Origin of the sequence: Sodalis sp. RH21 (assembly GCF_047324175.1) — a bacterium.
Lineage (GTDB): Bacteria > Pseudomonadota > Gammaproteobacteria > Enterobacterales > Enterobacteriaceae > Acerihabitans.
In genome coordinates this window covers 1123161-1144304 of record NZ_CP178732.1, presented here as the reverse complement: position 1 = coordinate 1144304, position 21144 = coordinate 1123161, and the positions used below count along the sequence as shown (strand labels likewise).

The window sequence follows — 21144 nt, the reverse complement described above, 5'->3', positions numbered from 1 at the left end:
TCACCCCCTCAGAGTGGATTATACTTAATTGCTAGGCTAATCATTTATGCTCTGAGGTTTATGTGGATACCCTATATCTTCGCCATCACAGCGTTATCCCGCCCTATATCCTGCGACGCATTATTGAAAAAGGCAGCGAGCATCAGCGCCAATATGCCCGGCATACCTTGACCCATGTCCATAGCCTGATGGGGCGCAATCCCTTGCCCGCCCATTACCAGGCGGCCCTGCCGGCCGGCCAGGTCAAGCGCGCGGTCTATGATGCGCAAAATACCATGAACCTGCCCGGCACCCTTCGGCGCGAGGAGGGCCAGGAGCCAGTGGGGGATATCGCGGCAAACGAAGCCTACGATTATCTGGGGATTACCTATGATTTTTTTTGGCAGGCCTATCAGCGCCATTCGCTGGATGCCAAAGGCCTGCCGCTGACCGGTACGGTACATTACGGCACCGATTATCAGAATGCCTTCTGGAACGGCGAACAAATGGTATTTGGCGACGGCGACGGGGAGATTTTCAATCGATTCACCATCGCCATTGATGTCGTCGCCCATGAGTTGACCCACGGCGTCACGGAAAACGAGGCCAATCTGATCTATTTTGAGCAGGCGGGCGCGCTGAACGAATCGCTGTCGGATGTGTTCGGCTCGCTGGTAAAACAATTTCATTTGCGCCAAACCGCCGATCGGGCCGACTGGATTATCGGTGAGGGGTTACTGGCGAGCACCATTCTCGGTAAGGGGTTGCGATCGATGTCGGCGCCCGGCACCGCCTATGACGATCCGATCCTGGGTAAAGATCCCCAACCCGCCAGCATGGACGCTTTTGTGCGTACCCGCGAAGATAACGGCGGCGTGCATCTTAACTCGGGCATTCCCAACCGGGCGTTTTATCTGGCGGCGGTGGCCCTGGGCGGATTTGCCTGGGAAAAAGCCGGTAATATCTGGTATGCCGCTTTGTGCGATAACCGCCTGAAGCAAAATGCCGATTTCGCGGCCTTTGCCCGCCTGACCATCAAACATGCCGGCAAGCGTTTTGCCGATGACGCGGCCGCCGCGGTGGAAGATGCCTGGCGCCAGGTGGGCGTACTAGCAAAATAAACGCCTGGGTTAATGGTTTTCAAGTCCGCCGGACGAGATCCGGCATTGGCATGGCGACATGCCGTGGGGGAATAAAATGGCGCTATTATCCGCATCGGACGAACACCGGGTTATCGAGGTTACGCGCGAAGGGGGAATTGCTTTTATCCCGGCCCTCTGCGTACGGCAGCGCGTTGACTGGCGCGATCTTTCCCTGGCGCAGCGGCAACGGCTTTGCGACCTGATCAATCACGTAGCGGCGCTTGCCGTGCAGTCCGGCCAGCAGGCCGGGCGCGGCGATCAGCGTTATTATCGCATCCTGATCCTGGATCAAAGCGCGGGACAACGGCCGCAGGAACCCCAGGAGATAACGGTGCCGGAAAGCAGCGCGCCGCGGGAACTGGTGGTGTTATGGAAAAACGGAACACTTGATTGACGCGCGGCATCGCGGGCGCGATGCCGGAAATCAGAGCGGAACGTACTGCCAGCTTACTCTTTTTTTGGAAATCAGGCCGTCGCCGTGCGGGCAAAAATAGTCCACGGCGCCGCAGGCCTTGAGCACGTCCAGCGGTTTACCGCAGTCAGGACACAGGGCCAGCGGCCGATAATGGCGTTCGCACTGGCCGCAGTAGAGCTCGTCGCCCTGCGGTTGCAGCGGCGACTGGCAGACCGGGCAATCTGGCTGCATTTTCCCCTCCGGTTATTTTACAGGTCCCCGTTAAGCCCGGGAGTGTTGCCGTTCCAGGGCGCTACTCTCGGGCCATAAACTTGATGTGGGCCTGGGCCTGGGCCGGCTTGCCGCTGCCCAGCGCTTCAGCCGGCGCCAAACGCCCGGCCCGTGGTTTATTTACTCTTTTTGATATGGCTTATCAGGCGCTTGCGCTTGCGCATCTGGTTGGGCGTCAGGGTGTTGTGTTTGCCGGCAAAGGGGTTGGCGCCCTCATTAAACTGGATGCGGATCGGCGTACCCATGATTTCCAGCGAGCGGCGGAAATAATTCATCAAATAGCGTTTGTATGAGTCGGGCAGGTTTTTCACCTGGGTGCCGTGAATTACCACGATAGGCGGGTTATAACCGCCGGCATGGGCATATTTGGGTTTAACCCGGCGCCCGCGCACCAGCGGCGGCTGATGCTCTTCCACCGCCATCTGCATGATTTTGGTCAGCATCGCGGTGCTGATGCGCTTGGTGGAGCAGCGATAAGCCTCGTTGATGGATTCAAACAAATTGCCCACGCCGCTGCCGTGCAGCGCCGAAATAAAATGCACCCGGGCGAAGTCGATAAAGCCCAGGCGCATGTCCAGCGCTTCTTTGACTTCGTCCTTGATTTCCTCCGTCAGCCCGTCCCATTTATTCACCGCGATCACCAGCGAGCGCCCGCTGTTGAGAATAAAGCCCAGCAGCGAAAGATCCTGATCCGAAATGCCTTCGCGGGCATCGATCACCAGCAGCACCACGTTGGCGTCTTCGATGGCCTGCAGCGTTTTGATCACCGAAAATTTCTCGACCGTTTCGGTGATTTTACCGCGTTTGCGCACCCCGGCGGTATCGATAAGCACATATTCGCGCTCATCGCGCACCATCGGGATGTAGATGCTGTCGCGGGTAGTGCCCGGCATATCGAACACCACCACGCGATCTTCACCCAGAATACGGTTGGTCAGGGTGGATTTACCGACGTTGGGGCGGCCGACGATGGCCAGTTTGATGGGCAGCGACTGCGGGTCGAAGGTATCTTCTTCTTCCTCGGGGATTTCGAAGTTTTCGTCGTCCTCGTCGGTCCAGGGCTTCATGCCCGGATACTCGATTTCTTCTTCTGCGGCCGCTTCATCCGCCACCAGCGGCTGCAATACCTGTTCCATCAGGCTATTGACGCCCCGTCCATGGGAGGCGGCGATAGCAAAAACCTCGCCCAGGCCGAGGGAATAAAAATCCCCCACCGCGCTGTCGGCATCGATGCCGTCGGTTTTATTGGCCACCACTACCGTGGTTTTCTGGCGGCTGCGCAGATGTTTGGCAATACCCTGATCGGCCGCCATCAGCCCGGCGCGACCATCGACCATGAACAGCACGATATCCGCTTCTTCAATGGCCACCAGCGACTGGCCGGCCATGCGCGTTTCCACGCCTTCTTCGTTGCCGTCGATGCCACCGGTATCAACGACAATAAACTCATGGCCTTCCCATTCTGCACGACCATACTTGCGGTCACGCGTCAGCCCCGGAAAATCCGCCACCAACGCGTCGCGAGTACGCGTTAACCGATTAAACAGGGTGGATTTTCCTACATTCGGGCGCCCGACCAGCGCGACGACAGGTATCATTGTTACAACCTCATCAGGTAATTTTAATTATTCAGCAGCAAATTAGGCTGATTATATAAGACAAAACGGCTCCTGAACATGTCAGGAGCCGTTAATGGCCCGCGCGCCTAACCGATTGGCGGCGGATAAGTGATGGCGCTAGCGGGTAAAGGCGTAGACTTCGCCGCTATTAGCCTGCACCAGCAGTTTGCCGCCGGCGACCACGGGGTTGCTCTGCAGGCCGGAACTGTCGACTTTGTTCTGCGCGACGAAACGGCCGTCGTCGGTATTCACCCAGTGCAAATAGCCTTCGGAATCGCCCATGACCATGTAGCCGTCGAACAATACCGGCGCCGTCAGGTTGCGGTGCAGCAATTCGCTCTGGCGCCACAAGGTGACCCCGCCCTGGGTATCCAGCGCCACCAGCCGATCGTCCTGATCGACGAGGTAGATACGGCCGCCGTCGACAATCAGATCGTTCACCGAACCGATTTCACGCTTCCAGATAATTTGTCCGGAACGCAGGTCAAGCGCCGCCAGGTTGCCGTTGTAAGCCAGCGCATAAACCACGTTGTTGGCCACCACCGGCGTCATATTCACATCCCCGAGGCGCGCGATTTCCGTTGCGCCGCTGGGCTGCGAGATGCGTTGCTGCCAAATCATCTGGCCCTGGGCCATCATGACCGCGCTCACCCGCCCGTTGTCGCCGCCGACGATGGCCGCGCCAAACGCCGGGGTCGGCGCCGATTCGCCGCGCAGCGTCAGCGGCGGCATGTCCAGGTTAACGGTCCATTTCACCGCGCCGTCGGTTTCGTTCAGCCCCTGCAGCATACCGTTGCTGGTATGCACCAGCACCAGGCCGTCGCTGATAACCGGGGTGGAGAGCGCTTCGCCCGCCACCTTGGCCTGCCAGGCGACGGTGCCGTCTTCGGCATTCAGCGCATAGACCTGGGCCTTTTCGCTGCCGACGAATACGTGCCCATTGGCCACGGCCAGGCCGCCGGACAGCAGCGCCGGCAGGTTACGCGACAGGAAGCCGGTTTTTTCAGACAGATCCACCGACCAGATTTCCTTGCCGGTATCGATATCCAGCGCTTTCACTACGCCGTGACGGTCTGCGGCGAATACGCGATTATCCTGCCAGGCGGGACGCAGGTTGGAGTAAAATTCGCCGGTGCCGTTGCCGACAGAGCGACTCCATACCTCGGTAGGCTGAAATTGATTTTCCACTTTGGGCAGCGGCGACATGGTGACCACATCTTCTTCGCTGTTAAACAGCGAACAGCCGCTGAGCAAGGCAACGGAAATCAGTCCTACGAAAAATGTTTTACGCAATTGCATGGGGTCCCTCTTAGCTGGACAGGTTATTCAGTTTCATGCGCAACAAGGCTTGTAATGCCTGCGGCGGGTTCGCTTTAAGCGCTTTATCATACGCTTCGCGCGCCGCTTGGTTATTGCCTTTGATGACCTGTGCGTCGCCACGGGCATCTTCCACTAATGCCGACCACCCTTCATGCGTAATATTGCCCAGGGTTTTCAGCGCGCCGTCGACGTTCTTCGCCTGGATCTGCACGCGAGCCAGCCGGATGTTGATCAACGAGCGGAGATTGTCTTCTTTGGTCTGGGTCAAGGCTTTCTCAAGCTGTTTTTCCGCCGCGGCGAAATCGCCTTTATCCACATAAAAGCGCGCCAGATCCATGGAGGTCAGGGCACCATAATTATTGTTGTTCACGTCCGCGAACTTCTGCGCGGCGTCAACGCCCTGCTGGTTGGCGTCGCTGGTCAGCGCCGTGTTTACCTGCTGCCAGGATGCCGACGATGCCATCATGGCGTCGTTTTGATGGTTGTGCCAATAACGCCAGCCCACCAACGCAGCGATACCGATGACCACGCCGATAACCAGCGCTTTGCCGTTATCCGCAAAAAACCGAACCAGCACTTCGCGCTGTTCGTTTTCCGAGCTGTAGACTTCCACGGTGTCCTCTCCTTAACCTAATATCGATGCCAGTCGCGCCGCGACATCACTTTGCGCCAGCGTTTCCTGGTCGCCCGTGGCCAGATTCTTTACCACCACCCGTTGCGCGGCAACTTCGTCCTCGCCCAGCACCAGGGCCAGTTTAGCGCCCCATTTGTCGGCGCGGCTGAACTGTTTTTTGAAATTACCGCCGCCATAGTTGGTCATCAGGCGCAAGTCGGGCATGGCGTCGCGTATTTGCTCCGCCAGCGCCATTGCCGCGCCCAGTGTATCCGTTCCGGATGAGATCAGATACACATCCACCGTCGCTTGGGGTTTAAAGTCCGGGTTTACCGCCTGCACCAGCAGAACCAAGCGCTCCAGGCCCATGGCGAAACCCACCCCCGGCGCGGCGCGGCCGCCCAGTTGCTCCACCAGGCCGTCATACCGGCCGCCGGCGCAAACGGTGCCCTGCGAGCCCAGACTGGTGGTCACCCACTCAAATACCGTACGGTTATAATAGTCCAGGCCGCGCACTAAACGCGGATTAACCGTATATGGGATGCCGGCGCGCGTTAAAAGTTCACACAGGCCGTCAAAGTGTTCCCGCGATTCATCATCGAGATAATCGGTTAATACCGGCGCATCGTTAAGCAAGGCCTGGATATCGGCGTTTTTGGTATCCAGCACCCGTAGCGGATTGGTGTACATGCGGCGCAGGCAATCTTCGTCCAGCCGATCCTTATGCAATTCAAGGAAGGCCACCAGCGCGTCGCGATAACGGCCGCGCGCGTCCAGGGAACCGATGGAATTGAGTTCCAGGGCGACGTGCCCGGCGATGCCCAGCGCCCGCCACCAGCGGGCGGAGAGCAAAATCAGCTCCGCATCGATATCCGGACCCTGCAGGCCAAACACCTCGGCGCCCAACTGGTGGAACTGCCGGTAACGGCCTTTTTGCGGGCGTTCATAGCGAAACATGGGGCCAATATACCACAACCGCTGTTCCTGGTTGTACAGCAGGCCATGCTCAATGCCGGCGCGCACGCAGCCCGCCGTGCCTTCCGGACGCAGCGTCAGGCTTTCGCCGTTGCGATCGTCAAAGGTGTACATCTCTTTTTCCACGACGTCGGTGACTTCACCAATGGCGCGTTTAAACAGCGGGGTGGACTCAACGATCGGTATCCGGATTTCACTGTAGCCATAACCGGCCAATACGTTTTTGAGCGTGCCTTCAATGCGCTGCCAGATTGCCGTATCTTCCGGCAAATAGTCGTTCATGCCGCGGATGGCCTGGATGTTCTTTGCCATGTCGATTCTCTTTGCGTGTTTGCTTACTTATCTATCAAATTAACGGCGATGCGATTGCTTTCATCCAGCATGGCCGCTTTGGCGCGGATCTTGGCTTCGAGCTGATCGATCATCTGCTCGTTGTCGAAACGATCCCGCTGGCGTACGCCATCTTCGTAAAAGCCGCTTTTGTTGTGGCCGCCGGTGACGCCGATGGTGGAAACCAGCGCTTCCCCCGGCCCGTTGACCACACAGCCGATAATGGAGATATCCATCGGAGTGACGATATCCTCAAGGCGCTGCTCAAGGGCGTTGACGGTGCCGATAACGTCGAATTCCTGCCGGGAGCAGGTGGGACAAGCAATAAAGTTAATGCCGCGCGCCCGGATGCGCAGCGATTTAAGAATGTCGAAACCGACCTTCACTTCTTCCACCGGGTCGGCGGCCAGCGAAATGCGCAGCGTATCGCCGATGCCTTCGCTGAGCAGCAGGCCCAGGCCAATGGCGGATTTAACCGCGCCGCTGCGCAAACCGCCCGCTTCGGTTATCCCCAGGTGCAGGGGCTGGTCGATGCGCGCGGCGAGTAAACGGTATGACTCCACCGCCAGGAATACGTCGGACGCTTTAACGCTGACCTTGAACTGGTCGAAATTGAGCCGGTCCAGGATATCCACATGCCGCATGGCGGATTCCAGCAGGGCCTCGGGCGTGGGTTCGCCATACCGCTCCTGGATGTCCCGCTCCAGCGACCCGGCGTTAACGCCGATGCGGATGGGGATGTTTTTATCCCGGGCGCAGTCGACCACGGAGCGGATACGCGCTTCGCTGCCGATGTTGCCGGGATTGATGCGCAGGCAATCGACGCCGTACTCCGCCACTTTCAGCGCAATACGGTAATCAAAATGGATATCCGCCACCAGCGGGACATTGACCTGCTGTTTAATCAGCCTGAAAGCATCCGCCGCATCCATGGTGGGAACGGAAACACGCACGATATCTACGCCGACCCGTTCCAGCGCCTGGATTTGCTTTACGGTGGCCGCGACATCGGTGGTACGGGTATTAGTCATCGACTGCACGGCAATTGGCGCGCCATCGCCAATGGGCACCTTGCCGACGTAAATACGCGTTGATTTCCGACGGTTGATGGGCGCTTTGTTATGCATTAGATTTTCTCCATAATTGCCGAACAGCGGCCTAGTTGGCGGCTATGGTAAATCGAGCAACCTGGTTTGACCTGACATACCGGCTGAGATCGACCGGCTTGCCCTGGTATTCAATGGTAACCGCCGCCGGGGCGCCGATTTTCAGTTTGTAGGGTGCCTGACCCGCTAAATTCAGCTTGCCGCCGCTACGCTGCGTGCCGCTGAACAGCTTCTTGCCGGTGGCGTCTGAAACTTCCAGCCAGCAATCGGAGGTGAAATTCATCACCAGTTCGCCCGCGCCGGTTTCAGCCGCTGGCGCGGCGGGCTGGGAAGCCGCTGGCGTCTGCGCCGGCGTAGGCATGGGAGCCGGCGTCGTCGGGGTATTGGTATTGTTCAGCGGTATGGCCGTGCCCTGGGGCGCGGCGGTCATGCCGGGCAGGGAATTGGCCGCCGTGGTGCTGGGGTCGTTATCCGCCGGCTGATCGGCCGGGGGCTGGCCAACTTCATCCGCCGCGGAGCTGTCTCCTCCGGTCTGGGCGGCGGAAACGTTGTCGCCGCCATCCGTACCCGGCGCTTGCCGGGAAGAGGATTGGTCGGCCATATCGGTAATGTCCTGCTGCTGCGCCTGGTGGTTCTGCCACCACCACGCACCGGTAAGACCGATGACCACGAATAAAATAAGCCAGGTGAACCCCATCAGCCAGCCGTCCCGTTTTTTACGGGTTTTTCCCAGGGAAAAACTCTGCATCGGAGCTACTTTAGAGGCCCGGATCGGTGCCTGTTTCGCCATCATCGGCAGTAGTTCTTCTTCAGAAACATGGACTAATCGGGCATAGGAGCGGATATAACCACGTAAAAAGGTCGAGGCCAGATTAGGGTTGGCTTTATCTTCTTCTATCTCCCGTACGGTCGTCACTTTCAGGCACAGGCGTTCCGCCACGGCCTGCTGGCTTAGACCCATTTGTTCACGGGCCTGACGCAGGCGTCCGCCTGTCGTCGTTGATGCTGTTTGATCTTGGAGGGCTTCAGTATTCATTAGCTAGGAACTGCTGGTACTGTTTAGATTGTGGAAAACTTCGCGCAAGCCGTGCGCCATAACGTTTTACGTCATTCTGGCGTCCCGCTAACGCAGCGAAACGAATCTGTAACCATAAACTTTCAGCGCTTGCCGGAAGTATATGCTGATAAACATCCAATAATAGTTGTGCTTTGTCGCCTTTCCCTTCACTAAATTGCCGGTCGGCTTCCGCCAGCAAAGCCACGCCTTTTTCCGGATCGTATTTTAACGCACGACTGAGTAACGTCCGCGCTTCATCGTTTTGACCGGCTTTGTAAAAACAATAACCCGCATTTTCCAGACTGTCGGCAACCAGACCATAATCCGCTGCCTGGGCCGCGGCGGCAAACTGTTGTTGTGCCGGTACATACTGCCCTAAACTACATAAAAACGCACCGTAATTATTCAGAACCGTGCCGTTTTGCGGCGCCAGTTTCAGCGCCAGGCGATATCGCTTCTCCGCCGCGGCGTTCTCGCCGACCCGCTGTTCATACAGCGCCATGCCCAACTGCGTATGATAATCGTCCGGCGCGCCTTTGACAGCCAGGTCGAGATTTTTCCGCGCCGCGTCCAGATTATTGGCAGCCAGGTACTCCATGCCCAACTGCAGGCGCGTTTGCGCCGACTGGGAGGAAACATCGGTTTGCGGTTTGTCCCCCGCGCATCCGTACAAGAAAGTCATTACCAAGACTACCGCGACTCCATTTAACCGACTCAGCGTCATGCCTGTTCCCGTTTACCCTATGCAGTTATCGTTAATTATAACCCTTCCCCGTCCGCCGTCGCGACCGGAGTTCGCCGTCAGACGGCTTTGACCTCGATGGCTTCGCCGGCCTGGCGCTTGCGCAGCGTTCTTTTGGTGCGATCGATCACGTCGCCGGCCAGCTGGCCGCAGGCCGCATCGATATCATCGCCGCGAGTCTTACGCACGATGGTGGTAAAACCATAGTCCATCAGCACCTTGGAAAAACGATCGACGCGGCTGTTGGAGCTGCGGCCGTAAGGCGCCCCCGGGAAGGGGTTCCAGGGAATGAGGTTGATTTTACACGGCGTGTCTTTCAGGCACTCCGCCAGTTGATGCGCGTGCTCGGTGCCGTCGTTGATATGATCCAGCATGACGTATTCCACCGTCACCCTCCCCTGGTTGGCATTGGATTTATCCAGATACCGCCGTACCGAACTCAAGAAGGTTTCAATATTATATTTCTTATTGATGGGGACGATTTCATCACGAATGGCATCGGTAGGGGCATGCAGTGAGATGGCCAGCGCCACGTCGATCATTTCACCCAGCTTGTCGAGCGCCGGCACCACCCCCGACGTGGACAACGTCACGCGGCGCTTGGACAGGCCGAAGCCAAAATCGTCCAGCATGATTTCCATGGCCGGCACCACATTGTTGAGGTTGAGCAACGGCTCGCCCATGCCCATCATGACGACGTTGGTTATGGGCCGCTGGCCGGTGACCCCGACGGCGCCGATAATCTTGGCGGCGCGCCAGACCTGGCCGATAATTTCCGACACCCGCAGGTTGCGGTTGAAACCCTGTTGGCCCGTGGAGCAAAAAGTGCATTGCAGGGCGCAGCCCACCTGGGACGACACGCACAGGGTGGCGCGGTCTTCTTCCGGGATATAAACGGTTTCGACCTGCTGGCCGCCGACCTGGATCGCCCATTTGATGGTACCGTCGGTGGAGCGCTGCTCGCTGGCCACTTCCGGCGCGCGGATTTCGGTCAGGTCCTTGAGCTTGGCGCGCAGATGCTTATTGATATCCGTCATCTGATCGAAATCATCGCAGCAGTAGTGGTACATCCATTTCATGACCTGATCGGCACGAAAAGGCTTCTCACCCAGGCCGGCGAAAAACTCACGCATCTGCTGGCGATTCATGTCCAGAAGATTCAGTTTTTGGCTGGCGGGCACGGAGTCGGCGGTAGCCGAAACGGACGGCGCTGCTAAGAGCACGTCAGGGATTAATGGATCTGACATAATGTAAGAATGCCTCGTTATTACACGTTATGGCGTGGAAAAGATAAAGAAATGCCCCGGCGGAGTGCGGATTGGCTCTCATCCAGGGCGCATTGGGAATAGATTTTAGCGCAGAGCCGCGCGGCTTAAAAGCACAAGCCCGGCTTTTTTATCGATTATGCGGCGGCGATTAACGGGTACGCGGGCAAATTTCATCAGCGCTGAAGAAATAAGCGATCTCCCGCTCGGCAGATTCCACCGCGTCGGAGCCATGCACCGCGTTCTCGGTGAAACTGTCGGCATAATCGGCGCGCAGGGTACCGGCCAGCGCATTGGCGGGGTTGGTCGCGCCCATGATATCGCGGTTGCGGTGCACGGCGTTTTCGCTTTCCAAGACCTGAACCATTACCGGCCCGGAGATCATAAAACCTACCAGTCCATCAAAGAAAGGCTTGCCCTTGTGCTCGGCATAAAAACCTTCAGCCTGTTCGCGGGTGAGTTGCAACATTTTGGCAGCAACAATGGTAAATCCGGCGCTTTCAAAACGGGTATAAATTGCGCCAATGGCATTCTTTGCCACCGCATTGGGTTTTAAAATGGATAAAGTACGTTCTATCGTCATTATGACCTCTATGTTACACAGCAATGGGGGCCGGGTTAATCGGTTGTTATGCCGGCCGGTTTAAGTGGCGCAGATTATAGGGATTGGATAGGCGCTTGCCTATCAGAAACGCAACATTTAGTTAAAAAAAATTTAGCTTATTCCCTACTTTTCAAGGGGCTATTCTATTTTCCATAAAAATTATTTTTATGCCAGCGCAAATAGCAAGCAACCGGTTAAAATAGTCCTTGCCTGCCCGAATCGGCGCTAAGCCCTTGGCAAATCCGGTTTTTGCGCGCCAGACATTAACATTAAATTTACTCCGATAACGCGCGTAAGGCGCCATTTCGCCAAGATTTTCAGCGCCGGCGGCGCACGCTCGCGATCCGCTTGTCGAGGTGCGGAAAATCCCCGACAATGGGTGTTTATGTTCATCCCCCGCCGGCGCTGCGACCGCCCGGCCGGATTACCGGAGTCTTGCCGTGAGGAGTCTTGCCATGACGACATCCCTGTTTGTGTCCCCCCGCTGGCTGCAGGCCCATTTGGCCGATCCGCAGGTGCGCGTTATCGACGCGCGTATGTTGCCGCCCGGTTATCAGGGGCCGCGCGATATCAAGCTGGAGTATCTGGCCGGGCATCTGCCGCAGGCGGTGTTTTTTGACGTGGAAGAGCTGTCCGATCGCGGCACGGCCTTGCCGCATATGCTGCCCGCGCCGGAGGATTTCGCCCGCGCCATGGGGGAATTGGGCATCACCGAACGGCAGCATCTGGTGATTTATGATGAAGGAACGCTGTTTTCCGCCCCCAGGGCATGGTGGATGTTATCCATCGCCGGGGTGCGGCAGGTATCGATCCTGGCCGGCGGGCTGGCGGGCTGGCAGCGGGAAGGGCTGCCGCTGTCCCAAGGGCCGGTCAGTCCGGCGCCCGAGCAGTTCCAGGGACGGTTTGACACCGCCCGGGTCAGGGATTTAACCGCGATCGGCGAGATTATCGCCGGGCATTCGGCGCAAATTATCGATGCGCGACCGGCGGCCCGGTTCAGCGGCGAAGCGCCGGAACCCCGCCCCGGCCTGCATCGCGGCCATATTCCCGGCAGCGTGAATCTGCCCTGGAGCGATTTGGTGCGCGACGGGCAGCTGAAACCAGATGATGAATTGGCGGCGCTGTTGGATAAGGCGGGAGTGGACCTGGGCCGGCCGCTGGTGGCCAGTTGCGGTTCCGGGGTGACGGCGGCGGTCGTGGTGCTGGCCTTGAGCGCGCTGGGGGTAACGGACGTGGCGCTTTATGACGGGTCCTGGAGCGAATGGGGCGCCAGGGATGACCTCCCCATTGAGGGCGGCGCGGCGCGCTGATACGGTTGCGAGGGTTAGTGGCGCCGGCCGCGGGATGTTGCGTTGCGGCCGGCGCGGCCGGCTTCGTCAGTGGGGCGCGTTATCGTGCAGGCTGCGCAGCCAACTGCCCCATTTACGCACGTAAAACGGCGTAATATGGTGGATAAAATAGTGGCTGATACCCGCCGCGTCCTCGCCCACCAGGCAAATATCCACCGGCTGTTCATCCGGAGCGGTGTCGGTGGCGACCCGTCCCACCGCCTGGATGGCGGCCTCTTCGTTACCTTCGCACTCCAGGCCTATCAGCCAATGCGGATCTTCCCGCGGATCGTCGCGCACCTGCACGATAAACGCCCGGCGTACCTGCTTGACATCGGCGAACAGCCGCGTCAGGGAGTCGATCATTTGCGCGGGTTTTTCCGGCGTATCGCTCAGGGTAATACGCATTTCACCCTCAAGGATCTCGCGCTCGGTTAACGCATCTCCTTCATTCATCATCAGGGCGGCAATCTCGTCCGGGCCAAACTCCTTGCCGTAAGGCAGCTTCGGATTCAGAAACAACTCCGCGCCGGCGGTCATGGCGAACAGCGTGCGGGTCGGCAGCGCCAGGAACGGCTGCGGCCGATCGTCGCCCTGCCGCTGGGCCCGCTGCAATGCCTCCAACGAGGTAAAAAACGGGATCGTGCTGGTACCGTCGGGTTTTTCCCAATGCTGCAAATTGACCGGCTGTTCACTATCGTGGCGGGCGGCCCCGGCGATCCAGCCATCGCCTGCATCTCCCAGCACATAGACCGTGGAATCGAGCAATAAATTAAAAAACGCGGGACGATGGGCCGGTTCATTGGCCGCAAGCCGCAGCGCCTGCTCCAGCGCATTATCTTCTGGTGTACTCATGACTGTTTCCTGCTATCGCCAACGCTACATTACCCGGCCGCCTGGGCCAACAACAGGTTGGCCAGCGTACGCACGCCCAACCCGGTCGCGCCCGCCGACCATTGATCCACCGCGCTCTTGCGATAGGTGGCGGAACAGTCGATATGCAGCCAGCCCTGGCGGTAATTCTCAACGAAATGCGACAGGAATCCCGCCGCGGTGCTGGCCCCTGCGGTATAGGCCCCGCCCGCCATATTGCTTAAATCGGCAAAGTTGGACGGTAGCTGGGCGCGATGAAACTCGGCCAGGGGCAGACGCCAGAACGGTTCGTTTTCCTGGGCGGCGCTGTCGAGCAACGATTGCGCCAGCGCATCGTCAAAGCTTAGCAGAGCATGGTAATCATTACCCAGCGCGGTTTTGGCGGCGCCGGTCAGCGTGGCGCAGTCGATGATAATTCGCGGTTTTTTCGCCGAGGCGTCGATCAGCCCGTCCGCCAGCACCAGGCGGCCTTCGGCGTCGGTATTCATGACTTCAACGCTTTTACCGTTACGATAGCGGATAATATCGCCCAACTTGAAGGCATTGCCGCTCACCATATTGTCGGCGCAGCACAGATAAAGGCGCACGCGTTTGGTCAGGCCACGGGCGATGGCCAGCGCCAGCGCGCCGGTAACCAGCGCCGCGCCGCCCATATCGGATTTCATCGAATCCATATTGCTGCTGCCTTTGAGGCTATAGCCGCCGGTATCAAAGGTAATGCCTTTGCCCACCAGACAGGCCAGCACCGGTTCATCCGGATTGCCGCTGGGATTGTAATCCAGGGACAGCAGTACCGGCTGCCGATCGGAACCACGGCCCACGGTATGAATGCCCATATAGTTGTTGTCACGCAAATCCTCGGCCTTGGTGATACGGTACTTCACCGCATCGCAGGCGACGAAACACATCATATCCACCGCGCGCTGCGCCAGTTGCTCGGGGCCAAGCTCTTCCGCCGGCGTATTAATGGTGTGGCGTACCCAATCGATAATTTTCAGCCGGCTGTCCAGCTCCCGGCGCGCCTCGGCGGCCAGGTCGGGCCATACGACGTCGCGCTGCCCTTTAGGACCGCGATAACCCTGCCAAAAAGACCAGCAGCTTTCCAGATCCCAACCATCGCCTTCCAGGCGGACATGCTTAATGCCTTGCCCGTCAATCTTACGAGCGGCGCGCTGAATATTCACCAGGCGGTTCTCGCCGGTCAGATGAATCGTCATACCGCTTTCGTTAGCGCTTACCAGCGTTTTTTCGCCCCAGCGGGCGTCGGCTGGTTCCGTGGATAACATGACCAGCATCGCTTCGGTTGTCATAACCTGGCTCCGATAATTGTTGTGTATAGTGCTATGTAGCGCCATCTTGCGCACATCTAACCAGACTGGCGGGCTCCCCGCCAGGTTTTTTTCTCTCGTCCCTGCATGCCGGACCCCGCATGGTCGCCAAGGCGGATGACAACAGGATGACAGGGGGGCGTTCATCGGCGCGGCTTGAAATAACGCGGCGCCACGGTCGGGAATGGGCTGATTATAGTGTGTCGCGCCGGGAGGGCGGCACCGCAGGGCATACGGGATTCAGGACCGCAGGACTGACTCAGGACCGCGCGACAATGCCGCCGTGGCTGGCAGCGCCCTGTTTAAACGAAGCCCACTCTGGGGAGAGTTCGCGCAGGCGGCCGATGGATTGGCGCACCAGCCCGATGGCATAATCGATTTCCTCGGCGGTGGTATAACGACCCAGGGAAAAACGAATGGAGCTATGCGCCAATTCGTCTTCCACGCCGAGGGCGCGCAGGACATATGACGGCTCCAGGCTGGCGGAAGTACAGGCCGAGCCGGAAGACACCGCCAAATCCTTTAACGCCATGATCAGGGATTCGCCTTCCACAAAATTAAAACTCACGTTGAGGATATTCGGGGCGCCCCGCTCCAGGCAACCGTTAAGGTAGACCTCATCTATATCCTTGAGGCCGGCCCACAGCCGGTCGCGCAGCGCGAGCAGGCGGGGCGACTCAACGGCCATTTCCGCTTTGGCGATGCGGTAGGCTTCGCCCATGCCGACAATCTGGTGTACCGGCAGGGTACCGGAACGCATGCCGCGCTCGTGGCCGCCGCCATGCATTTGCGCATCGATGCGCACCCGGGGTTTGCGGCTGACATATAGCGCGCCGATGCCCTTCGGCCCATAAATTTTATGGCCGGAGAACGACATTAAATCAACCTTTAATTGCGCCAGGTCGATAGGGAGCTTGCCCACGCTTTGGGTGGCGTCCACATGGAAAATAATCCCGCGGCCGCGACACCATTCGCCCATGGCCGCAATGTCCTGTATCACGCCGATTTCATTGTTCACATGCATGATCGAGACCAGGATGGTGTCGGCGCGCAGGGCGTGCTCCAACTGCGATAATTCAATAATACCGTTGCGCTGCGGCACCAGATAGGTCACGTCGAACCCTTCCCGCTCCAATTGGGCGCAGGTATCCAGTACGGCTTTATGTTCTGTCTGGCTGGTAATGATATGCCGGCCTTTGTCCCGATTGAACTGGGCCGCGCCTTTTATGGCCAGGTTATCCGATTCCGTGGCGCCGGAGGTAAACACGATTTCACGCGGATCGGCACCCACCAATTCTGCGATTTGATTACGTGCGATATCCACCGCTTCTTCCGCCTGCCAGCCAAAACGATGGGAGCGGGAAGCCGGATTGCCGAAAATACCGTCCAGGGTTAAACACTGCATCATTTTTTCAGCGACCCGCGGATCGGCGGGCGTGGTGGCCGAATAGTCCAGATAGATCGGTAATTTCATTGCTCATATGCCCCTGAAAAACTGCCAATGCAACAGTCGTCGTATTTCTGCTTATGCGCGCAGATTAACGTTAATGGTTTCTTGCACCCGGCCGTTGGCGGTACGGCGGATTTCATTGTTCTGCCGGTCGGCGACGTCCAGGATCTCTTCGTTATTCACCAGCTCGGCCAGGGAAATATTATTCAGAAAATCGCTGATGCGCACGCTGAGATCGCGCCACAGGGTATGCGTGAGGCAGCGATCGCCGTTTTGGCAGCCTTCTTTACCCTGGCAGCGGGTAGCGTCGACGGATTCATCAACGGCGGTGATAATGGCGCCGACGGCGATTTGATCGGCGGCCTTACCCAGCAAATAACCGCCGCCCGGACCGCGGACGCTGGCAACCAGTTCGTTTTTCCGTAAACGGGAAAACAGTTGCTCAAGATAGGAAAGGGAAATGCCCTGGCGCTCGGAAATTTCCGCCAGCGGCACGGGGCCGTCATTGGAATGCAAAGCAACGTCCAGCATAGCGGTTACCGCATAGCGGCCTTTGGAAGTGAGTCTCATGATGATGTGTCCCGATGGGTGAAATATGCCAAAAGTCTGCCATTCCTGACTAATTTAGTCAACTATTTAACCAACCATTTCACTCAAGTATTCCCGACCGACATCACACTTGCCGCCCCGGGGATAAAACCCCGACAGCTTAATCTTTTTTGGTCACCGGCTGATGCTCGATGGAGGTTAAAATGCCGCGCAGAATATGCAATTCCTGGGTTTCAGGACGCGCGCGGGCAAACAGGCGCCGCAGTTTATTCATCACCTGCCCGGGATGGGCCTGGCGGATAAAGCCGGTCTGGATCAGCACCTGCTCCAAATGTTGGTAAAAACGTTCGAGTTCGTCCACCAGGGGATAGGGAGAGACGTCGCGCTCCGGCGCCTGGACGACGGCGGCCTGCTGATGGTCGAGGTAGGCGATCCGGACTTCATAGGCCAGGATTTGCACCGCCATGGCCAGATTTAACGAACTGTATTCCGGATTTGCCGGTATCACCACGTGAAAGTGACATTTTTGCAACTCGTCATTGGTCAGGCCGACGCGCTCGCGGCCGAACAGCAGGGCCACCGGCGCCTGTTCGCCTTCCTGGACGCATTTGACCCCGCATTCCCGCGGTTCCAGCATCGGCCACGGCAGCGTGCGGGAACGGGCGCTGGTGCCGACCACCAGGCTGCATCCGGCCAACGCCTCGTCAAGGCTGTCGACGATGGTGGCGTTGCCGATAATATCGCTGGCGCCGGCGGACAAGGCAATGGCCTGTGAATCGGGTTTGGTCAGCGGATTGACCAGATAGAGATTGCTCAGGCCCATGGTCTTCATGGCCCGGGCGGCGGACCCGATATTGCCGGTGTGGGAGGTTTCAACCAGAACGACGCGAATATTGTGCAGCATAGTCTTATAAGGCAAAGGAGAAGTGGGCAATATATTATCACAGTCGTAGGCATTTTGCTGCGGCTCTGCTATAATCCGCGCCGTTTTAGTTCTTTAACATCTTAGTGGACGATATCCATGCATCCGATGCTCAACATCGCCATTCGCGCTGCGCGAAAGGCCGGTAATTTAATTGCTAAACATTACGAAACCCCTGACGCCGTTGAAGCCAGCCAGAAAGGCGACAATGACTTCGTGACCAACGTCGATCGCGAAGCGGAACGCTTGATCATTGAAGTTATCCGTAAATCTTATCCCCAGCACACCATTATCAGCGAAGAGTGCGGCGAGCTGGCCGGTGAAGATCAAGACGTACAATGGATTATCGACCCGCTGGATGGCACCACCAATTTTATCAAACACTTGCCTCATTTTGCCGTTTCCATTGCCGTGCGCATTAAAGGCCGCACAGAAGTGGCGGTAGTCTACGATCCCATGCGCAACGAGCTGTTCTCGGCCACCCGCGGCCAGGGCACCCAGCTAAACGGCTACCGCCTGCGCGGCAGCACCTCCCGCGATCTGGAAGGCACGATTATCGCCACCGGTTTCCCGTTCAAGCTGAAACAACACTCCGATACTTATATGAACCTGGTCGGCAAACTGTTCAAGCAGTGCGCGGATTTTCGCCGCAGCGGCTCCGCCGCCCTGGATCTGGCCTATGTCGCGGCCGGCCGGGTGGACGGCTTTTTTGAGATTGGCCTGAAGCCTTGGGATTACGCCGGCGGCGAGCTGCTGGTGCGGGAAGCCGGCGGCCTGGTGACCGATTTTGTCGGCGGCCATAATTACCTGCAATCCGGCAATCTGGTGGCGGGCAACCCGCGCGTGGTCAAGTCCATGCTGTCGGCCATGCGCGAAGAGCTAAGCGACGCGCTTAAGCGTTAACGGCGTTGGCGCCCGTCCGATCGGACGGGCGTTCGAGTGATGAACGGTTATCACCCTCCCTGATCCCACCCTCTATTATGTTTCTTTAACTACGCTAAAAGAACGTAGTGACGCCACCTTGCTTTTTTTAATATACTGAATGGCTAATAATAGAATTGACCCATAGTTACCGAGCATATATAACAACATTAATATGCTATGCCTTTCATTTTTTAACTTCATGAGAAATATATGAAATCCAAAAAATAAATACTGCATACCACTTAACTAAAACATAAATAATACTATTGAAGAAGATATTCCATGTATCTTCATATATATTATAAAATCGCATCAAAGATTTAGCAGAGGTGACCTATGCACACTCGTTTCGCACCGGAAACTGTAGCGGACAAGAGTATTGTTCTGGAGCTTGCCGCGACATCGGGCGCACGTGCGAATGGCTACGACACTAATACGGCTACGGCTAAACTACGCTCAGGTGATCGGATGCTGAGCGGCCGGGATTTAACGTTTAATTTAACTGGCCATGCCATTTTCATCCCAGACCAAAAAAGCCTGACGGTCAAAACAAACAATATCGGTGAAGCTACCGTCCCTTTTGTGGATAATGTAGCGGAGTGCATTGATATAATTTGTCAATACAATGGACCTCATATTGTTAATAATACTGTGTTCAGTAATTTTACTATCTTCCCTGCTCAATACATTAGTGCAAAAGTAATAATTGATAACGCACAGGCACAAACCGGCCATGAAAATATAATAAATTATACAGTAATAAACACTGCGAGCCAATTGCCGGTAAATGATGCAGTAATACAATTTAGCGTTACGGGTAGCGCAATTCTCCATAGTTATTTAGGTTTAACCAATAACGAGGGACAATTCACATTACACATCCGAAACGCTGCAGCAGAGGAAGTGATAGTTTCAGCGTCACTTCATGCTGATCCCTCGGCTGATAACCACACCTTTGTAAGGTTCATTCCGGCCTTACCGGCATACCAGATCTCTGCCGAGATTATTACTAATAATGCAATCGCCAATGGGACTGATAGAAATGCGGTTATAATATATATTAATGATATTAACTCTGGGACACCAGCGGGAAATGAACCATTTAATATTATTGCGCTTAACAATGCGCCGAGCATAACAGCGAGAATAACTGAAAACGATGGGCGATATATATATATCGTTAGCGATACGATTGCACGCACATGGCATTACCGTGCTGAACTCACCGGAGACAACACTGTAAGCGTCGATTTCAGCCTAAATTTCGTACAATAATTACAATCAAAATATAATATTTAAACATACAAGTACAATAAATTGCCATTATATTAAACATCAATTATTGCGACAAACTAAATTTACATTTAAGATATATAATAGTGAGGTAACACATGTCGTCAATAAAACCATCCCCTATAACCCCAAGCTCTAATATTAGACTGACCTTATCTGTTACCAGTGGCGCTGAAGCAAATGGCATTGCCACTAATATCATCACAGTTAACGTAATATATTATCAAGGGGAACGGCCTAACCCCGCATGGGTGGCTTTGTCCGTGACCGGTAGCGCTCAATTTTCCAATGGCTCAAACACTAGTATGGTATCAACCGATACTTCAGGCCGAATTAGCGTACCTATAACCAACCGGACAATTGAAACGGTCACCGTCACCGCCGCTTATGCTAATTTAACCTCTTATGCCGATACGTTTTTTCAAGCGCATGTCCCTGAGCCGCAATATAATCTTACTGGTCAAGTGCTGGTGAATAATCAAGTGGCCAATGGTAGCAATGCCAACAGAGTCAGTTTTTCATTACGCGATTCCAACCAGCCGGTTGGCAATGCCCAGCTTAACTTATCTGCCACAAATGGCGCTATACTTTCGTCATCGTCAATTATTACCAATGTCAATGGGACGGCTGAGGTCTCATTGACCAACGTCCTCCCAGGCAATGCCAGCGTTACCGCCACCCTTGCCATAGCGCCGACGATTTCGAGAACCATCACCACCAATTTTATCGCTGTACCGCCAAATTACGAACTATATCCCGAACTTATACTCAATAATCAACCGGCTGATTCCCATAGTACTAACGTGGCGCGCGTTAGGCTTTATGATTTAAATACCAACCGCGGTGTACCGGATATGGTTATAAATTATAACGAATTGGGAAGCCCATTCCCGCCGTCTCAGCTGATTACTAATTCATTCGGTGAAATCACCATCTATGCCACTAGTGCTAATCAGATGGAAATTACATATCTAGTTTCTTTACAAGCCAACCCTGATATTAAAACATCATTTATTTTTAATTTCACATAAATATTTGTA

Annotated in this window: 21 protein-coding genes; 6 read left to right on the top strand and 15 right to left on the bottom strand. The window is 56.3% G+C overall.

Annotated elements, in window-relative coordinates; translation table 11 throughout:
* The first annotated feature begins 62 nt into the window (after positions 1-62).
* Positions 63-1100: a M4 family metallopeptidase gene (locus ACL2XP_RS05295; RefSeq protein ID WP_413737517.1), complete on the top strand. Its 1038-nt coding sequence runs from the start codon at positions 63-65 to the stop codon at positions 1098-1100.
* Positions 1101-1176: 76 nt separating this feature from the next.
* On the top strand, positions 1177-1515 hold the full coding sequence (locus tag ACL2XP_RS05290; protein ID WP_413737516.1) for a protealysin inhibitor emfourin: 339 nt from the start codon (positions 1177-1179) through the stop codon (positions 1513-1515).
* A 30-nt stretch (positions 1516-1545) separates the two neighbouring features.
* Here the strand turns inward: ACL2XP_RS05290 and ACL2XP_RS05285 are convergent, their stop codons facing one another.
* From ACL2XP_RS05285 to ndk, 10 genes are all read right to left on the bottom strand, one after another.
* Positions 1546-1767, bottom strand: coding sequence for a zinc ribbon domain-containing protein (locus ACL2XP_RS05285; protein ID WP_413737515.1), 222 nt, complete (start codon positions 1765-1767; stop codon positions 1546-1548).
* Positions 1768-1922: 155 nt separating this feature from the next.
* Positions 1923-3404, bottom strand: coding sequence for a ribosome biogenesis GTPase Der (gene der / locus ACL2XP_RS05280; RefSeq protein ID WP_413737514.1), 1482 nt, complete (start codon positions 3402-3404; stop codon positions 1923-1925).
* A gap of 138 nt (positions 3405-3542) precedes the next feature.
* Complete coding sequence (bamB, locus tag ACL2XP_RS05275; protein ID WP_413737512.1) at positions 3543-4724, bottom strand: outer membrane protein assembly factor BamB; 1182 nt, start codon at positions 4722-4724, stop codon at positions 3543-3545.
* Positions 4725-4734: 10 nt separating this feature from the next.
* Positions 4735-5358: a YfgM family protein gene (locus tag ACL2XP_RS05270; protein WP_413737510.1), complete on the bottom strand. Its 624-nt coding sequence runs from the start codon at positions 5356-5358 to the stop codon at positions 4735-4737.
* 12 nt (positions 5359-5370) lie between these two features.
* Positions 5371-6645 (bottom strand): histidine--tRNA ligase, encoded by a 1275-nt coding sequence (hisS, locus tag ACL2XP_RS05265; protein WP_413737509.1) that lies wholly within the window; start codon positions 6643-6645, stop codon positions 5371-5373.
* 23 nt (positions 6646-6668) lie between these two features.
* Entirely contained in the window at positions 6669-7790 is a 1122-nt protein-coding gene (gene ispG, locus ACL2XP_RS05260) for a flavodoxin-dependent (E)-4-hydroxy-3-methylbut-2-enyl-diphosphate synthase (RefSeq protein WP_413737508.1), read from the bottom strand.
* A 31-nt stretch (positions 7791-7821) separates the two neighbouring features.
* Positions 7822-8805: a cytoskeleton protein RodZ gene (gene rodZ / locus ACL2XP_RS05255; RefSeq protein ID WP_413737507.1), complete on the bottom strand. Its 984-nt coding sequence runs from the start codon at positions 8803-8805 to the stop codon at positions 7822-7824.
* A complete protein-coding gene (gene pilW / locus ACL2XP_RS05250) occupies positions 8795-9550 on the bottom strand; it encodes a type IV pilus biogenesis/stability protein PilW (RefSeq protein ID WP_413737506.1) in 756 nt (251 codons plus the stop codon). Before pilW ends, rodZ begins: the two co-directional genes overlap by 11 nt.
* A 77-nt stretch (positions 9551-9627) precedes the next feature.
* Positions 9628-10815 (bottom strand): bifunctional tRNA (adenosine(37)-C2)-methyltransferase TrmG/ribosomal RNA large subunit methyltransferase RlmN, encoded by a 1188-nt coding sequence (locus ACL2XP_RS05245; RefSeq protein WP_413737505.1) that lies wholly within the window; start codon positions 10813-10815, stop codon positions 9628-9630.
* A 169-nt stretch (positions 10816-10984) separates the two neighbouring features.
* Positions 10985-11416, bottom strand: a complete 432-nt coding sequence (gene ndk / locus ACL2XP_RS05240; RefSeq protein WP_413737504.1) for a nucleoside-diphosphate kinase — start codon at positions 11414-11416, stop codon at positions 10985-10987.
* 476 nt (positions 11417-11892) lie between these two features.
* On the opposite strand from ndk, the gene sseA reads away from it, so the two are divergent.
* Positions 11893-12747: a 3-mercaptopyruvate sulfurtransferase gene (gene sseA, locus ACL2XP_RS05235; RefSeq protein ID WP_413737503.1), complete on the top strand. Its 855-nt coding sequence runs from the start codon at positions 11893-11895 to the stop codon at positions 12745-12747.
* Positions 12748-12813: 66 nt separating this feature from the next.
* Here the strand turns inward: sseA and sseB are convergent, their stop codons facing one another.
* The 5 genes from sseB to trmJ all read right to left on the bottom strand — a co-directional run bounded on the left by sseB (position 12814) and on the right by trmJ (position 17869).
* Positions 12814-13620, bottom strand: coding sequence for an enhanced serine sensitivity protein SseB (sseB, locus tag ACL2XP_RS05230; RefSeq protein WP_413737502.1), 807 nt, complete (start codon positions 13618-13620; stop codon positions 12814-12816).
* A 29-nt stretch (positions 13621-13649) separates the two neighbouring features.
* Positions 13650-14948, bottom strand: coding sequence for an aminopeptidase PepB (gene pepB / locus ACL2XP_RS05225; protein WP_413737500.1), 1299 nt, complete (start codon positions 14946-14948; stop codon positions 13650-13652).
* Between the two features lie 277 nt (positions 14949-15225).
* A complete protein-coding gene (locus ACL2XP_RS05220) occupies positions 15226-16440 on the bottom strand; it encodes an IscS subfamily cysteine desulfurase (protein WP_413737499.1) in 1215 nt (404 codons plus the stop codon).
* Positions 16441-16491: 51 nt separating this feature from the next.
* Positions 16492-16986, bottom strand: a complete 495-nt coding sequence (gene iscR / locus ACL2XP_RS05215) for a Fe-S cluster assembly transcriptional regulator IscR (RefSeq protein WP_413737497.1) — start codon at positions 16984-16986, stop codon at positions 16492-16494.
* Between the two features lie 139 nt (positions 16987-17125).
* Positions 17126-17869 (bottom strand): tRNA (cytosine(32)/uridine(32)-2'-O)-methyltransferase TrmJ, encoded by a 744-nt coding sequence (trmJ, locus tag ACL2XP_RS05210; RefSeq protein WP_413739088.1) that lies wholly within the window; start codon positions 17867-17869, stop codon positions 17126-17128.
* 117 nt (positions 17870-17986) lie between these two features.
* On the opposite strand from trmJ, the gene suhB reads away from it, so the two are divergent.
* The 3 genes from suhB (at position 17987) to ACL2XP_RS05195 (ending at position 21135) form a co-directional block, all read left to right on the top strand.
* Complete coding sequence (gene suhB / locus ACL2XP_RS05205; protein WP_413737496.1) at positions 17987-18790, top strand: inositol-1-monophosphatase; 804 nt, start codon at positions 17987-17989, stop codon at positions 18788-18790.
* 357 nt (positions 18791-19147) lie between these two features.
* Positions 19148-20086: an Ig-like domain-containing protein gene (locus ACL2XP_RS05200; protein WP_413737495.1), complete on the top strand. Its 939-nt coding sequence runs from the start codon at positions 19148-19150 to the stop codon at positions 20084-20086.
* Between the two features lie 116 nt (positions 20087-20202).
* The gene (locus ACL2XP_RS05195) at positions 20203-21135 is read left to right on the top strand and encodes an Ig-like domain-containing protein (RefSeq protein ID WP_413737493.1); all 933 of its coding nucleotides are present in this window, start codon (positions 20203-20205) and stop codon (positions 21133-21135) included.
* The last annotated feature ends 9 nt before the right edge of the window (positions 21136-21144 follow it).

Bases quoted from the DNA above. Each gene is read 5' to 3' on its own strand.
- ACL2XP_RS05290 (WP_413737516.1), top strand. From the start codon at position 1,177: ATGGCGCTATTATCCGCATCGGACGAACACCGGGTTATCGAGGTTACG.
- ACL2XP_RS05285 (WP_413737515.1), bottom strand. From the start codon at position 1,767: ATGCAGCCAGATTGCCCGGTCTGCCAGTCGCCGCTGCAACCGCAGGGC.
- der (WP_413737514.1), bottom strand. From the start codon at position 3,404: ATGATACCTGTCGTCGCGCTGGTCGGGCGCCCGAATGTAGGAAAATCC.
- bamB (WP_413737512.1), bottom strand. From the start codon at position 4,724: ATGCAATTGCGTAAAACATTTTTCGTAGGACTGATTTCCGTTGCCTTG.
- hisS (WP_413737509.1), bottom strand. From the start codon at position 6,645: ATGGCAAAGAACATCCAGGCCATCCGCGGCATGAACGACTATTTGCCG.
- ispG (WP_413737508.1), bottom strand. From the start codon at position 7,790: ATGCATAACAAAGCGCCCATCAACCGTCGGAAATCAACGCGTATTTAC.
- rodZ (WP_413737507.1), bottom strand. From the start codon at position 8,805: ATGAATACTGAAGCCCTCCAAGATCAAACAGCATCAACGACGACAGGC.
- pilW (WP_413737506.1), bottom strand. From the start codon at position 9,550: ATGACGCTGAGTCGGTTAAATGGAGTCGCGGTAGTCTTGGTAATGACT.
- ACL2XP_RS05245 (WP_413737505.1), bottom strand. From the start codon at position 10,815: ATGTCAGATCCATTAATCCCTGACGTGCTCTTAGCAGCGCCGTCCGTT.
- ndk (WP_413737504.1), bottom strand. From the start codon at position 11,416: ATGACGATAGAACGTACTTTATCCATTTTAAAACCCAATGCGGTGGCA.
- sseA (WP_413737503.1), top strand. From the start codon at position 11,893: ATGACGACATCCCTGTTTGTGTCCCCCCGCTGGCTGCAGGCCCATTTG.
- sseB (WP_413737502.1), bottom strand. From the start codon at position 13,620: ATGAGTACACCAGAAGATAATGCGCTGGAGCAGGCGCTGCGGCTTGCG.
- pepB (WP_413737500.1), bottom strand. From the start codon at position 14,948: ATGACAACCGAAGCGATGCTGGTCATGTTATCCACGGAACCAGCCGAC.
- ACL2XP_RS05220 (WP_413737499.1), bottom strand. From the start codon at position 16,440: ATGAAATTACCGATCTATCTGGACTATTCGGCCACCACGCCCGCCGAT.
- iscR (WP_413737497.1), bottom strand. From the start codon at position 16,986: ATGAGACTCACTTCCAAAGGCCGCTATGCGGTAACCGCTATGCTGGAC.
- trmJ (WP_413739088.1), bottom strand. From the start codon at position 17,869: ATGCTGCACAATATTCGCGTCGTTCTGGTTGAAACCTCCCACACCGGC.
- suhB (WP_413737496.1), top strand. From the start codon at position 17,987: ATGCATCCGATGCTCAACATCGCCATTCGCGCTGCGCGAAAGGCCGGT.
- ACL2XP_RS05200 (WP_413737495.1), top strand. From the start codon at position 19,148: ATGCACACTCGTTTCGCACCGGAAACTGTAGCGGACAAGAGTATTGTT.
- ACL2XP_RS05195 (WP_413737493.1), top strand. From the start codon at position 20,203: ATGTCGTCAATAAAACCATCCCCTATAACCCCAAGCTCTAATATTAGA.